Raw genomic sequence first — 14,038 nt, forward strand, 5'->3', positions numbered from 1 at the left:
GGCACGCTATCCATGTGAACAGCGATAAGCAAACGTGACGCAGGGTCACGTTCGGGGCCGCGAAGGAAGGAGCTCCGGCGACGCGGCTGCGGCCGGAACCGCCGAGGCGCGTGGACGCCGACGCCCGGATTGCCTATGGCTCGCGCCTTCGACCCTCGACCCGGCGACGTCCATGCCCATCCTCATCGCGATCACCGGCGGCTCCGGTTCCGGCAAGAGCACCCTGGCCGAGGCGCTGGTCGCCGCCCTGCCTGTCGGCGCGGCGGTTCTGCTCCGCGAGGACTCCTATTACCTCGATGCCGCGAGCCTGCCGGACTTCGATCCAAACACCTTCGACTTCGACGACGTGGCCGCCCGCGACCACGATCTGATGATCCGCGACCTGTCCGAACTGAAGGCCGGGCGAGCGATCACCGCACCGATCTATTCCTTCATCCACCACGGGCGTGAGCCGGGCGGCGAGGCGGTGCCTGCCGCCGAGGTGGTGATCGTGGAGGGCACCCATGTGCTGTGCACCCCGGCGCTGGTCGAGTTATTCGACATCCGGGTCTTCGTGGACACCCCGGCGGACATCCGCTTCATCCGCCGCCTGCTGCGCGATCAGGCCGAGCGGGGCCGGACGGCCGAGTCGGTGATTGGCCAATATCTGGGCACTGTCCGCCCCGGCCATGAGCGCTGGACCGAGCCGTCCCGGCTCAACGCCGACTTCATCGTCGCCGACGCGACCGCCGCCGTGCGGCTTGAGGACGCCCAGGCCGTCGTCCGCCTCGCCGCCCCGGTTCTGGCGCACCCCTTGCTGGCGCAACTCACCCACGGTTGAACACACGAGAGCGCTTGCCGTTATGGTAAAGCTGCGTCAACCTGTCGCTGATGCTTCGGGGACTAAGCATGCCTGGACCCTTCGGTTCGACGGATGAACATGACGCCAAACGCAGGCTGATCCTGCGCTACGCCCGCGACGCCTTCATGGCGGATGGCTACGCCGGCGCGCGCATCGAACCCATCGCCCGGGAAGCCGGCGTCTCCACCGCCACCCTGTACGCCCTGTTCGCCGGCAAGGCGGAGTTGTTCAACGCCGTCATCGACGACGCCGCCGCCCTCTTCTCCAGCCAGATGGCCCGGGTCCGGGCGTGTGACGGCGAGGCCCGACAGCGCCTGACCAGTTTCGCCCAGGCCTATGCCGACTTCATGGGCGACGGGTTCGTGCGCTCCGTCTTTCGTCTGGTCATGGCCGAGCGGTCCCGCTTCGAGGACACCGCGCGCCGCTTCTTCGAAAAGGGCCGCGGCGAGTTCGGCCTGACCCTGATCGGGATCCTGAAGGACCACCAGGCCCGGGGCGAACTCAAGAACATCGACAAGGCGTCCTGGGCCGCCGGAGAACTGATGGGGATGATCGAGCACCCCGTCTTCTTCGTCCCGCTGGTCACCGGCGATGAGGTCAAGGCCGCGCGCACCCACGCCGAGGTCGTCGCCCACGCCATCGAAACCTTCATGGCCCGCTACGGGGCCTGACCGGCGTCAGGGCTGCAGCCGGCCGGTCGTCCAGCCGTCGCCGTCGCGCGTGAACAGCAGCCGGTCATGCAGCCGGAACGGCCGGTCGCGCCAGAACTCCACCTGATCGGGGATCACCCGCCAGCCGGTCCAGCGCTCGGGCCGGGGCACGTCCTGCCCGTCGAACCGCGCCATTTCGCGCGCGATGGCGTCCTCCAGCACCACCCGGGCCTCCATCGGCCGAGACTGGTTCGACGCCCAGGCGCCGATCTGGCTCTCACGCGCCCGACTGGCGAAATAGGCGTCCGCCTCCGCCACGCTCACCGGCTCGACCCGCCCGCGCACCCGCACCTGACGGCGCAACGACTTCCAGTGGAAGGCCAGAGCCGCCGCCGGAACCTCGCCCAACGCCTCGCCTTTGGCGCTTTCGCGGTTGGAATAGAAAGTAAAACCTCGACCATCGACATCTTTCAGCAGGACGATACGGCAGTCCGGAACCCCTTGCCCGGTGACCGTCGCCAGCGACATGGCGTTGGCGTCGTTCGGCTCGTACCGCTTGGCGTCCTCCAGCCACTCGACGAACAGGCCGTAAGGCTCGGTCCGGTCGAAGATGGTCTCATCCCCGTTGGCGGCCAGGGCGGCGGCGTATTGCTCCGCATACTCTTCACGGGTCGGGCTGGGCGGGATCACGGGCGCGGTCATGGCCTTCAGATAGACCTTCACGGTTCGGAACGGGAGGGGGATCACGGTTAAGCCGGTCTTCACCACGTTGGGTGCTCAGTGCCGGGATGCGCGCACGCCCCTCCTCCGAGGTCACCTCGCTCGGCGAAGCCTGGACCCTGCTCGGCCTGACCGGCCCGGCCGAGGGCGCGGCCCTGACCGCGGCCTTCCGCGCGGCGATCAAGGCCGCCCGGCCGGATCAGGCCGGCGGCGACGAGGCCCGCTTCCGCAAGGTGATCGCCGCCTGGCGTCTGGTGCAGGCCCAGGCCGGACAGCCCGCGCTGGCCGCCCCGGCCGCGTCGGCCCGCGCTCCCGCCCCGCCCCCCGTCGTCATCCTGACCGCGCGCCAGGCCCTTGAGGGCGGACCGGTCTCCGTCGCGCTCGGGACCCGACGCCTGAAGGTTCATGCTCCGGCAGGCCTGCGTTCGGGCGAGCGCCTTCGCCTCAGGGGCGGCGCGGCGGACGGCGCCGATCTGCATCTTCCGGTCCTGATCCGCGCGGCGGACGGGCTGAACGTCATCGGCGACGACCTCTACATGGATTGGCCCGTCGCCCGACGACTGGTCGAGGACGGCGGCCGCATCGAGATCGACACCCACGCCGGCCCCCGCTCGGCCTGGATCGTCGCCGGCCAGGAGCCGCTTCGTCTGCGCCTGCGCGGACTGGGTCTCCCGGCGCGCGGCTCGCGGCCACAGGGGCATCTGTTCGTGACCCTGATCCCGTCCGAAGACGCCCCCTCGGCGGCGGAAGACCTGCTGGTTCGCTTCACCCGCGTCTGGACGCCGGACCGTCTGGCGGCTTAAGCCAGAGCCTATGTCGCACAACACCTTCGGCCATCTGTTTCGCGTGACCACCTGGGGCGAGAGCCACGGGCCGGCGATCGGCTGTGTCGTGGATGGCTGCCCGCCCAACATTCCGCTGACCGAGACCGACCTCCAGCCCTGGCTGGACCGGCGCAAGCCCGGCGGCAGCCGCTTCGTCACCCAGCGGCAGGAGAGCGACACCGCGCGCATCCTGTCCGGCGTCTTCGACGATGGAGAAGGCCCCGTCACCACCGGCACGCCCATCTCGATCCTGATCGAGAACGAGGACCAGCGGTCGAAGGACTACGGCGAGATCGCCCGCGCCTACCGCCCGGGCCACGCCGACTACACCTATCAGGCCAAATACGGCGTGCGCGACCACCGGGGCGGCGGACGCTCCTCGGCGCGGGAGACCGCCATGCGCGTCGCCGCCGGGGCCGTGGCCCGCAAGGTGCTGGGCGAAAACATCCGCGTCCGCGCGGGCGTGGTCCAACTGGGCCCGCACCGGATCGCGCCGGCGGCCGTCGACTTCGACGCCGTCCATGACAACGCCCTGTTCGCCGCCTCGGCCGCGGTCGTGCCGGAGTGGGAGGCCTATCTGGACAGCGTCCGCAAGGCGGGCTCGTCCATCGGCGCCGTGGTGGCGCTGGAGGTGACGGGCGTTCCCGCGGGCTGGGGCGCGCCGCTCTACGGCAAGCTGGACGCCGAACTGGCCGCGGCCATGATGTCGATCAACGCCGTGAAGGGCGTCGAGATCGGCGCGGGCTTCGACGCCGCCGCCCTGTCCGGCGAGGAGAACGCCGACCAGATGCGACTGGGCGAGGACGGCCAGCCGGTCTTCCTGTCCAACCATGCGGGGGGCGTTCTGGGCGGCATCTCGACCGGCCAGCCGGTGACCGCCCGGGTCGCCTTCAAGCCCACCTCCTCCATCCTGACCCTGCGCCAGACCGTCACCCGCGACGGCGCCGAGGCAGACCTGCGCACCAAGGGCCGCCACGACCCCTGCGTCGCGTTGAGAGGCGTGCCGGTTGTCGAGGCCATGGCCGCCTGTGTTCTGGCCGATGCGATGCTGAGACACCGGGCGCAGGTGGGGTGATGCCAGGCCCGGCTCGGCGCAAGGTGGGCTGGAGAGAAACGGCCCGCTTCTGGCTGGCCGAACACAACGCGTCGCTCGGACTGCCTTTGACCATTCTGGCGTTTGCGGCCCTGTTCGGCCTCGCGGGGCTGATCCTTGCGCCACGCTATCCCGCCCGCGACATCACAGGCCAGATCACCGGTTTGGGCTTTGCCGAACTCGAAGGTCAGGGTTCGGTCAGCACAGCCAGCATCAAAGTCGCCGACGGCTTCGCGCGCGTGGAACTGCCCGCCCGTCACGGCTGTCGCATCGGCGACCGGATCCAACTACGGCAACTGGGCGTCCGCTGGGGCTATATGTACAGGGTGAAGAACACCCGCTGGCCCTGTCAGCGATAGGCCGCTCACAAGACAACAGCACTCCGGGCTCGGCCCAGTAAGAACCCTGCCCTGATCGCCCATGGCTTGGCCTTCAATGCGGGAAAGGCTGACGTGGTCGTTCTCTCGTCGGCGGCCCGGCGTGCTAGAGACGAGGCATGCCCGTCAGCGTCTTTGAGAACAACACCGAAGAGGTCCTGACCTTCACCCTCGAACCCAGCGGGGAGCAATATGAACTTCCATATCTGGCGAGGATCGGCGTCCGGTATTCGCTAAATGACGGCGCACCTGATCGAACCTTCGCCGACGTGGGGAAGCATTCAATCCGCTTTTGGTGCGACGCCCGCTCTCGCGAAGTCGAGATTATCTACCCGACGACCTTTGACCTGCTGCTGGCCAACATATGCATCAGACTCGGCTTTTGCGGGGGCATCGTGAACGGCAAGCCGACACACGTCACAGACCTTCTGCCATCGACCGGCATCGTAACAGCCGAAGAGTTCGCTGAACTGGCGATCAGCGCTGAATCTGATGTGAAAAGCCCGCCGGACAAACACCTCAGGTGGGTCTCTGTGTTGAGCGAAGCCTTCGTAAGACACATGGGCGCGGACGCGGTCCCGGCCGAGGCCCTTGTCCAGAATTTCGCACGGCCGTTTGATCGCCAACGGGACGAGTGAGTGGCCTGCGGGGCACCAAGCCGGGACCGTCAAAGAGCAGCCAGCAAAAACCCCGCCCGGATCGCTCCGGGCGGGGTCTTCGTTTCAGGCTTTGACCGGCCTTAGTGAGCCGCGCTCACCGTGGCGCCGTCGGTCGGCGGGGTGGCGGCGGGGAGCGGTTCGGCTTCCTCGTCCCACTCCACCGGGGTCAGGACGCCGGTCAGGGCCCATTTCAGAGCCTCGTCGGCGGTCTTGATCGGAACGATCTCCAGCGCGCCCTTCACATTGTCGGGCACGTCGGCGAGGTCCTTCTCGTTCTCTTCCGGGATCAGCACCGTCTTGATGCCCGAGCGGAGGGCCGCCAGCAGCTTCTCCTTCAGGCCGCCGATGGCGGTGACCCGGCCGCGCAGGGTGATCTCGCCGGTCATGGCGATATCCTTGCGGATCGGGATGCCGGTCAGGACCGAGACCATGGCCACGGTCATGGCGACACCGGCCGAAGGACCGTCCTTGGGCGTCGCGCCGTCCGGCACGTGCACGTGGATGTCGGTCTTCTCGAACACCGGCGGCTTCACGCCGAAGCTGAGCGCCCGCGAGCGGACGTAGGAGGCGGCGGCGGAGATCGACTCCTTCATCACCTCCTTCAGGTTGCCGGTCACGGTCATGCGGCCGCGGCCCGGCATCTTGATCGCCTCGATGGTCAGGATGTCGCCGCCGAACTCGGTCCAGGCCAGGCCGGTGACGATGCCGACCTGATCTTCCTCGTCCGTCTCGCCATAGCGGAATTTCCGCACGCCCGCGTACTCGGCCAGCTTGGCCTCGTCCACGGTGATCGCGGTCGCGCCGGTCTTGGCCATCTCGCGCACGGCCTTGCGGGCCAGTCCGCCGAACGCCCGCTCCAGCGACCGCACGCCAGCTTCGCGGGTGTAGTAGCGGATCAGGTCGCGGATGGTGTCATCCGGCACCACGAACTCCGCCGGCTTCAGACCGTTGTCGGTCGTCACCTTGGGCAGGACGTGACGCTTGGCGATCTCGACCTTCTCGTCCTCGGTGTAGCCGCTGACCCGGATGATCTCCATCCGGTCCAGCAGGGGCTGAGGCATGTTCAGGCTGTTCGCCGTGGTGACGAACATGATGTTGGACAGGTCATAGTCGACCTCGAGGTAGTGATCCCCGAAGGTCGAGTTCTGGGCCGGGTCCAGCACCTCCAGAAGCGCCGACGACGGGTCGCCGCGCCAGTCGGCGCCCAGCTTGTCGATCTCGTCCAGCAGGATGAAGGCGTTGGTGGTCTTGGCCTTCTTCATCGACTGGATGATCTTGCCCGGCATGGAGCCGATGTAGGTCCGGCGGTGGCCGCGGATCTCGGCCTCGTCGCGCACGCCGCCCAGCGACATGCGGACGTATTCACGGCCCGTCGCCTTGGCGATGGACTTGGCCAGCGAGGTCTTGCCGACGCCGGGAGGGCCGACGAGGCACAGGATCGGCCCCTTCAGCGAGCCGGTGCGCGCCTGGACGGCCAGATACTCGATGATCCGCTCCTTCACCTTCTCCAGGCCGTAGTGATCCTCCTCGAGGATGTCCTCGGCCGTCTGCAGGTTGATCGGCTTCTGCTTGGCCTTGCCCCACGGGATCGACAGCAGCCAGTCGAGGTAGTTCCGCACCACCGTCGATTCCGCCGACATCGGGCTCATGTTGCGCAGCTTCTTCACCTCGGCCTCGGCCTTGGTGCGCGCTTCCTTGGACAGGCGCGTCTTGCGGATCCGCTTCTCCAGCTCGAGGATTTCATCGCGCTGGTCGTCGGTCTCGCCCAGCTCGCGCTGGATCGCCTTCATCTGCTCGTTCAGATAGTACTCGCGCTGGGTCTTCTCCATCTGGCGCTTCACGCGCGAGCGGATCTTCTTCTCGACCTGCAGGACGGAGATTTCGCCCTCCATCAGGCCGTAGACCTTCTCCAGACGCGACGGCACCGCCACGGTCTCCAACAGCGATTGCTTGTCGCCGATCTTGACCGACAGGTGGGCCGCGACCGAGTCCGCCAGCTTGGACGGGTCGGTGATCTGCGGGATCGAGCTGAGGGCCTCGGGCGGCACCTTCTTGTTCAGCTTCACATAGTTTTCGAACTGCTCGATCACCGCGCGCAGCAGGGCTTCGGACTGGGAGGGTTCGCCCTCCTCGTCCGCGATCTCCTCGGCCTCAGCCTCGAAATACTCGGTCCGGTCGGTGAACTTCAGCAGGCGGGCGCGCCCCTTGCCCTCGACCAGCACCTTCACGGTGCCGTCGGGCAGCTTCAGAAGCTGCAGGACATTGGCCAGCACGCCGATCGGATAGATGGCGTCCGCGGCGGGATCGTCGTCGACGCTGTTCTTCTGGGTCGCCAGAAGGATCTGCTTCTCACCCTTCATGATTTCGTCCAGCGCGCGCACGGACTTCTCGCGACCCACGAAGAGGGGCACGACCATGTGCGGGAAGACGACGATGTCTCTCAGAGGCAGGACGGGAAGGGTCTTGGTCTCGGTCATGATACTACTCCGGGGCCCTTGTTGATCTTGGGCCCGCCGCGCCGGCGTCCGGAACGCGATGTTCCACCGTTTCGACTCGGCCCGCCGTTTCGGCGGCCTTCAGGTGAGTATGTGGTTTTGCGGTCGCGCCGTTCAAGCGTAACGGCCGCAGGCGACTGGGGACCGTTGATGAAAAGCGACGCTGCACGGATCGTGCGCGACAGCCCCTGACACCCCGTGGGCCGTGCGCGGGATCGCGCCGGACGGCATGACGGCGCCGCACAGCCCTGTGGCCGCTCCGCCACCCTCCCCCGCAAACGCAACGATTCCGGCAGCGTTGCCGTTCAGCAGTCGGACATAAAAGGGAGGAAACCGTCCATGAATACCCAATTGTTCGGCGCTGTCGGCGCCCTGACCCTGACGCTTGCCCTCGGCGCCTGCCAGCAGCCGGCCGAGCCCGAGGCGCCCACGGCGGACGCAACGGGGACGACCGAGGCCGAAAGCGCCGCCGGCCCGATGACCGCTCCGGGCGCCGCCCCGGCGGAGTCGATGGACAGGGCTCCGACGACGGGCAGCGGCGGCGCCGCCGCGCCCGGCGCCACGGAACCGCCGCCGCCCGGCGACGGCATGATGAGCGGCCCCAGTCCGTCGACCCGCGACATGGCCAAGGAAAAGGCCGAGCAGACCAATCTCCATCCCCGCACCCCCTGAAGACCCGGATTTGCGCCTGGCCCGGATGAGGTCTAGGTCAGGCGCTCAACCCCCAGTGAAGTCAGGACGGCATGGCGGCCCGAACCCGCAAGGCCCTGCACGCGGCGTGGCGTGAACACATCGGCCCGGTCTGGAAGAGCCGCACGGCCGCCGCGGGCGGTGCGATCTGTGTGGGCCTGTTCGCCTGGGGCTTCGCCCGCGCCGCCGATGAGGCCCAGACCCTGTTCGCCCGTCTGGTCGCCCTGTGGCCGCTGGCGCCGCTGATCCTGACCCCGCTCGGCTTCTTCCTGCTGGTGTTGAGCACGCGTCGCTTCGCCCCCCTGGCCAAGGGGTCGGGCATTCCCCAGGTCATCGCCGCGGCCCGCGATCCCCAGGCCGCAGACGGCTTCGTGTCGCTGCGGACCGCCGCATTCAAGATCGCCGCCACCCTCGCGGCCCTGTCCGTGGGCGGGTCGGTGGGACGGGAGGGGCCGACGGTTCAGGTCGGCGCCGCCCTGATGGTCGCCTTCCATCGCCTGCTGCGCATGCCGGTCAACGCCGCCGTCATCATCGCCGGCGGCGCGGCCGGCGTGGCGGCCGCCTTCAACACCCCGATCGCCGGCGTGGCCTTCGCGCTGGAGGAACTGGCCGCCGCCTACGAGCAGAGGCTCACCCTGCTGGTCATGGCGACCATCGTGATCGCCGGCCTCATCCCGCTGGGTCTGGCCGGGGACTATGTCTATTTCGGCGCCGTATCCGGGACCATGTCGGCCCTGCACGCCCTGCCCGCCGCCCTTGTCGTCGGCGTGATCGGCGGCGCCGCCGGCGGCCTGTTCTCCCGCGTCTCCCTGGCCCTGCTGAAGCCGGGCTCAATCCTCGGCCGCCACCCCCTGATCGCGGCGACGGCGTTCGGCTTCGTGGTGGCGATCGTGGGCGTCCTGGCGCTCAACCTGACCTGGGGCACCGGTTACGACACCGCCCGCACCCTGGTCGAGGGCGGTCGCCAGCCGATCTGGTTCGCCCCCGCCAAATTCATCAGCACCCTGGCGTCCAGCCTGTCCGGCGCCCCCGGCGGCGTCTTCGCCCCGTCGCTGTCGGTCGGCGCGGGGCTGGGCGGCCTTCTGGCCGACCTGTTCCCGGGCGACAGCCGCAGCGCCATCGTCCTACTGGGCATGATCGCCTACTTTGTCGGCGTCGTCCGGGCGCCCCTGACCGCCGTGGTCATCATCGCCGAGATGACCGCCAACCGGGGCATGATCCTGCCGCTGTTCGCCGCCGCCGTCGTCGCCGATGTCGCGGCCCGGACCGTCAGCGGCAAGCGCCTCTACCACGGCCTGGCCGACGGCCTGCGGCGTCCTGCCGAGCCTGAACCCGAGCCCGAGCGGTCCGCGCCCGCGGCGCGCTGATCCCCGAAACGGGAAAGGCCGCCCGCCATGGCTGGCGAGCGGCCCCGTTTTCCGTGCCGTCCGGCGTCGCGATCAGGCGGCGCTGTCGGGCTGGGCGTTCTTCTTGCCCTTGGTCTCGGCATAGATCAGCAGCGGCTGGGCCTTGCCCTCGATGACCTCGGCGTTGACGACGACTTCCTCGACGCCCTCGAAGGTCGGCAGCTCGAACATGGTCTCCAGCAGGATCCCTTCCAGGATCGAGCGCAGCCCCCGCGCGCCGGTCTTGCGGGTGATGGCCTTCTTGGCGACGGCCATCAGGGCGTCGTCGGTGAAGGTCAGGTCCACATTCTCCATCTCGAACAGGCGCTTGTACTGCTTGACCAGGGCGTTCTTCGGCTCGGTCAGGATGGTGACCAGCGCCTTCTCGTCCAGATCTTCCAGCGTCGCCAGAACCGGCAGACGGCCGATGAACTCGGGAATCAGGCCGAAGCGCATCAGGTCGTCGGGCTCGACTTCCTTCAGGATGTCGCCCGTGCGGCGCTCATCGACTTCCTTGACCTTGGCGCCGAAGCCGATCGAGACGCCCTCGCCGCGGGCCGAGATCACCTTCTCGAGGCCGGCGAAGGCGCCGCCCACGATGAACAGGATGTTCGCCGTATCGACCTGCAGGAACTCCTGCTGCGGATGCTTGCGGCCGCCCTGCGGGGGCACGGAGGCGACAGTGCCTTCCATGATCTTCAGCAGGGCCTGCTGCACGCCCTCGCCCGACACGTCGCGGGTGATCGAGGGGTTGTCCGACTTGCGCGAAATCTTGTCGATTTCATCGATGTAGACGATGCCGCGCTGGGCGCGCTCGACATTGTAGTCGGACGCCTGCAGCAGCTTCAGGATGATGTTCTCGACGTCCTCGCCCACGTAACCGGCTTCGGTCAGGGTGGTGGCGTCGGCCATGGTGAAGGGCACGTCGATGATGCGCGCCAGCGTCTGGGCCAGCAGCGTCTTGCCCGAGCCGGTGGGCCCGATCAGCATGATGTTCGACTTGGCCAGTTCGACGTCGTTGTTCTTCGTCGCGTGGTTCAGGCGCTTGTAGTGGTTGTGAACCGCCACCGAGAGCACCTTCTTCGCGTGGCCCTGCCCGATGACATAGTCATCCAGGACTTCGCGGATCTCCTTCGGGCTCGGGACGCCGTCCTTGGCCTTCGAGAAGGAGATTTTGTGCTCTTCACGGATGATGTCCATGCAGAGCTCGACGCATTCATCGCAGATGAACACGGTCGGCCCGGCGATGAGCTTGCGCACCTCGTGCTGGCTCTTGCCGCAGAACGAGCAGTAGAGCGTACTTTTGGCGTCGGTGCCGGCTGCCTTGGTCATAGACCCTTCTCACTCCCGCGGTTCGCCCCGATATGAGGCTGAACGCGCTTCCTCCGCGTTGATTCCCGAACATTGGGCGCAAAGGTCTTCAAAAATTGACAATCACCCATCCCCGCGTCCGCCACAACCCCGCCAAAGCGTGGCCATTGCCGGTTTCGGGACGTTCACTGTTGATGGGGATCGCGGCGAATGTCTGACATGGGAACCCTTAAGGATTTTCGCCAGACCGTTGCAAAGGGCGTGCCGGTCGTCGCCTTCGACTTCGACGGCACCCTGACGATCCGCGACAGCTTCACCAGCTTCCTGCGCTGGCGCGCCGGGGCCGGAGGCTGGGCGCTGGGCCTTGTCAGGATGGCTCCGGCGGTCGCCGCCTATGCCCGGGACCGCGACCGGGGCCGGATCAAGGCGGCCTCCGTGAAGGAATTCCTCAAGGGCGTCGGTCGCGCCGAACTGGAGGCCGACGCCGAACGGTTCACGGAACAGGTGTGGACGGATTTCATGCGCCCGGACGCGCTGGAAGTCTGGCGTGACTGGGGACGACGCGGCGCCCATCGCGTAATCGTGACCGCCAGTCCGGAGACCACCGTGGCTCCCTTCGCCCGCCGCCTCGGCGCCGAGGGCCTGATCGGCACCCATCTGACCTTCGATTCCGAAGACCGGATCACCGGCGGCTTCGACACCCCCAACTGCCGCGGCGAGGAGAAGGTGCGACGGCTGAAGGCGGCCTATGGCGAGGATGTCCACCTGAGCGCCGCCTACGGCGACACCTCCGGCGACACCGAGATGATCGCCGCCGCCGACGAAAAGGGCTTCCGGGTGTTCACCGGGCGGCCCTGAGTCGCCTCACCGCCCCTGTTCGTCGACGTCGAAGCTGACCGCCTTGCCGCGCGAGGTGGGCTCCCAGCCCGCCTCGATGATCGCCGCGACGGCATTGCGGACATGCTCCAGGTTCACGAATTGCTTTTCCGTGTCCGGACGGCCGTTCGGACGCACCGGCGGCGGAAACTGCACGATGGCCTCGCGCTTGTAGTCGACGTGGCGCAGGGTCACCGCGATCCCCTCCCACTCGCCGCCGTGGGTCGGCCGCGGCTGGCGGCGCAGCGCCCAGTGATACAGGTCGCCGTCGACCTCGACGGTCCCTTCGGTGTCACGCGTCAGATTCTGCATGACGGGCTGATAGCACAAACGAAAAGGGCGCGCCGTCCCCGGCGCGCCCCCGTCGTTTCAAAACCGGCCGTCGATCAGTTGCCGGGCGTCTTCACGCCGTCGGCGTCGGCCTGTTCGCGGCGGTCGTAGACGTGGTCCACGATGCCCCAGGCCTTGGCTTCCTCGGCCGACATGAAGTGGTCGCGGTCGAGGGTCTTCTCGACTTCCTCATAGGTGCGGCCGGTGTGGTGAACGTAGATCTCGTTCAGACGGCGCTTGGTGTAGCGGATGTCGGCGGCGTGCAGCTCGATATCCGACGCCTGGCCGCGGAAGCCGCCCGAGGGCTGGTGCACCATGACGCGGGCGTTCGGCAGGGCCACGCGCTGACCGGCGGCGCCGGCCGTCAGGATCAGCGAACCGGCCGAGGCGGCCATGCCCATGACCACGGTCGAGACCGGCGAGCGGATGTATTGCATGGTGTCGTAGATCGCGAGCGCCGAGGACACCTGTCCGCCGGGGCTGTTGATGTACATGGAGATTTCCTTTTTCGGGTTCTCCGATTCCAGGAACAGCAGCTGGGCGCAGATCAGCGACGCCATGCCGTCCTCGAAGGGGCCGGTCAGGAAGATGATCCGCTCGCGCAGCAGGCGCGAGAAGATGTCGAACGAGCGTTCGCCCCGGCTGGATTGCTCGACCACCATCGGGACGAGGTTCATGTTCATCAGTTCGATCGGATCGCGCATTCAGGCCTTCTCGGATGTTCTGGGCCGCGACTCACCGGTCGCTGTCCCTGTTGGACAGGATATCGTCTTGAGGAAGCGTTGACGCAAGGCGTCGGGGTTACTGCGCCGTACGCTCGCGACGCGCCTGGTCCCGTTCGGCGCGACGGACCACCCGGGCGATCGCCGCGGCCTGGCCGCTCGGGTTCACCCGTTCCCAGGCCGAATCGTAGAGGGCCTGCAGATAGACCGCGTCCCAGTCGGACAGGCCGTCCACCCCCAGCGGGTCGGAGAACAGGTTCAGCACGGTGTCATGGGCGGCGGTGTCGCCGTCCGGATCGATCTGCGCCATGGCCACCATGGCCACATAGTCGCTCAGCTGCGGCAGGCTGACGCCTTCCAGCTGATCCACATCCACGACGATCAGGACCTTGTTCAGGACGTCGGTGATCGGCCGCCCCCGGTTCACCCTGCCCTCGCCGGGCACGAAGACAGGACCGTCTCCGGGAAACCGGATCGCGCGCGCTCCGGTGGCGCCCACGACCGGCAGGCTGACGTGCCACCAGCGGACGGGGGCGTCCCCGTTCTGGAAGGCGTCCAACGCCGCCCGTCCCCGATCCAGGCCGCCGATCCCGTTGTGGAACGCCCGGCGGTCCTGTTCGACCATGGCCCGGCTCATCCCCTGGGCGTCCTCGGTGAAGATCAGCACTACATTGGGCGTGCAGCCGGGCTCGCCCACGCGCAGGTTCAGGTCCGCCGCCAGTCGCGAGACGCGATCGATCATCGCCTGCGCGACTTCCTGCCGCACGTTGACCGCGCCCACACAGACCCGTCCGCCCCAGCGCGCCAGCCCGCGATGGTTCGCGGGGGCGGCCATTTCGTCCACCAGCGCCCGCGTTCGCTCCTCAAGGTCCCGGGCGGAGACGACCACGTCCGACAGTCGGGTGGCGGCCTCCGGGTCCGGGGTGGACGGCAGGGCTGGCGGGTCCTGCGACGGCGTGGACAGCCCCAGCAGGGCCCCGGCGACGAGTGCGGCGAACATCCTGAGCCTCCTGCAAACCCTCGGCGCCAGACTGCGTCAGGGCGCTCCGGCGCACAAGCACAACC

At 68.0% G+C, this 14,038-nt stretch carries 15 protein-coding genes; 9 read left to right on the top strand and 6 right to left on the bottom strand.

All coding sequences use genetic code 11. The annotated features are described in order from the left end of the window. Window positions 1–172 precede the first annotated feature (172 nt). Both udk and ACLQ7T_RS10655 read left to right on the top strand, forming a co-directional pair. Window positions 173–820: a uridine kinase gene (gene udk / locus ACLQ7T_RS10650; protein ID WP_420479412.1), complete on the top strand. Its 648-nt coding sequence runs from the start codon at window positions 173–175 to the stop codon at window positions 818–820. A 68-nt stretch (window positions 821–888) separates the two neighbouring features. After that, window positions 889–1,512, top strand: coding sequence for a TetR/AcrR family transcriptional regulator C-terminal domain-containing protein (locus ACLQ7T_RS10655; protein WP_420479413.1), 624 nt, complete (start codon window positions 889–891; stop codon window positions 1,510–1,512). Between the two features lie 6 nt (window positions 1,513–1,518). On the opposite strand, the gene pdxH is transcribed toward ACLQ7T_RS10655, so the two are convergent. Beyond that, window positions 1,519–2,193 carry a pyridoxamine 5'-phosphate oxidase gene (gene pdxH / locus ACLQ7T_RS10660; protein ID WP_420479454.1) on the bottom strand — a complete coding sequence of 225 codons (675 nt, stop codon included), beginning with the start codon at window positions 2,191–2,193 and terminating at the stop codon, window positions 1,519–1,521. Between the two features lie 86 nt (window positions 2,194–2,279). Here pdxH and ACLQ7T_RS10665 point away from each other — a divergent pair, with 86 nt between their 5' ends. The 4 genes from ACLQ7T_RS10665 (at window position 2,280) to ACLQ7T_RS10680 (ending at window position 5,143) form a co-directional block, all read left to right on the top strand. Beyond that, on the top strand, window positions 2,280–3,014 hold the full coding sequence (locus tag ACLQ7T_RS10665; RefSeq protein WP_420479414.1) for a DnaJ C-terminal domain-containing protein: 735 nt from the start codon (window positions 2,280–2,282) through the stop codon (window positions 3,012–3,014). A 10-nt stretch (window positions 3,015–3,024) separates the two neighbouring features. Next, complete coding sequence (aroC, locus tag ACLQ7T_RS10670; protein WP_420479415.1) at window positions 3,025–4,110, top strand: chorismate synthase; 1,086 nt, start codon at window positions 3,025–3,027, stop codon at window positions 4,108–4,110. After that, window positions 4,110–4,487, top strand: coding sequence for a hypothetical protein (locus tag ACLQ7T_RS10675; RefSeq protein WP_420479416.1), 378 nt, complete (start codon window positions 4,110–4,112; stop codon window positions 4,485–4,487). Before aroC ends, ACLQ7T_RS10675 begins: the two co-directional genes overlap by 1 nt. Window positions 4,488–4,624: 137 nt before the next feature. Beyond that, window positions 4,625–5,143 (top strand): hypothetical protein, encoded by a 519-nt coding sequence (locus tag ACLQ7T_RS10680; RefSeq protein ID WP_420479417.1) that lies wholly within the window; start codon window positions 4,625–4,627, stop codon window positions 5,141–5,143. Window positions 5,144–5,244: 101 nt separating this feature from the next. On the opposite strand, the gene lon is transcribed toward ACLQ7T_RS10680, so the two are convergent. Beyond that, complete coding sequence (gene lon / locus ACLQ7T_RS10685) at window positions 5,245–7,641, bottom strand: endopeptidase La (RefSeq protein ID WP_420479418.1); 2,397 nt, start codon at window positions 7,639–7,641, stop codon at window positions 5,245–5,247. A 357-nt stretch (window positions 7,642–7,998) separates the two neighbouring features. Between lon and ACLQ7T_RS10690 the strand changes: the two genes are divergently transcribed. Continuing rightward, window positions 7,999–8,331 carry a hypothetical protein gene (locus ACLQ7T_RS10690; protein ID WP_420479419.1) on the top strand — a complete coding sequence of 111 codons (333 nt, stop codon included), beginning with the start codon at window positions 7,999–8,001 and terminating at the stop codon, window positions 8,329–8,331. 71 nt (window positions 8,332–8,402) lie between these two features. Then, a complete protein-coding gene (locus tag ACLQ7T_RS10695; RefSeq protein ID WP_420479420.1) occupies window positions 8,403–9,716 on the top strand; it encodes a chloride channel protein in 1,314 nt (437 codons plus the stop codon). A gap of 72 nt (window positions 9,717–9,788) precedes the next feature. Here ACLQ7T_RS10695 and clpX read toward each other — a convergent pair whose 3' ends face one another. Then, window positions 9,789–11,066 carry an ATP-dependent Clp protease ATP-binding subunit ClpX gene (gene clpX / locus ACLQ7T_RS10700; RefSeq protein WP_420479421.1) on the bottom strand — a complete coding sequence of 426 codons (1,278 nt, stop codon included), beginning with the start codon at window positions 11,064–11,066 and terminating at the stop codon, window positions 9,789–9,791. 189 nt (window positions 11,067–11,255) lie between these two features. Here clpX and ACLQ7T_RS10705 point away from each other — a divergent pair, with 189 nt between their 5' ends. Further along, window positions 11,256–11,903 (top strand): HAD-IB family hydrolase, encoded by a 648-nt coding sequence (locus tag ACLQ7T_RS10705; RefSeq protein WP_420479422.1) that lies wholly within the window; start codon window positions 11,256–11,258, stop codon window positions 11,901–11,903. 6 nt (window positions 11,904–11,909) lie between these two features. On the opposite strand, the gene ACLQ7T_RS10710 is transcribed toward ACLQ7T_RS10705, so the two are convergent. The 3 genes from ACLQ7T_RS10710 to ACLQ7T_RS10720 all read right to left on the bottom strand — a co-directional run bounded on the left by ACLQ7T_RS10710 (window position 11,910) and on the right by ACLQ7T_RS10720 (window position 13,973). Then, complete coding sequence (locus ACLQ7T_RS10710; protein ID WP_420471041.1) at window positions 11,910–12,233, bottom strand: hypothetical protein; 324 nt, start codon at window positions 12,231–12,233, stop codon at window positions 11,910–11,912. A gap of 74 nt (window positions 12,234–12,307) precedes the next feature. Further along, complete coding sequence (locus tag ACLQ7T_RS10715; RefSeq protein ID WP_420479423.1) at window positions 12,308–12,955, bottom strand: ATP-dependent Clp protease proteolytic subunit; 648 nt, start codon at window positions 12,953–12,955, stop codon at window positions 12,308–12,310. Between the two features lie 97 nt (window positions 12,956–13,052). Continuing rightward, window positions 13,053–13,973, bottom strand: coding sequence for a hypothetical protein (locus ACLQ7T_RS10720; RefSeq protein WP_420479424.1), 921 nt, complete (start codon window positions 13,971–13,973; stop codon window positions 13,053–13,055). Window positions 13,974–14,038: the final 65 nt, after the last annotated feature.

It is taken from the genome of Brevundimonas sediminis (assembly GCF_048799765.1).
Lineage (GTDB): Bacteria > Pseudomonadota > Alphaproteobacteria > Caulobacterales > Caulobacteraceae > Brevundimonas.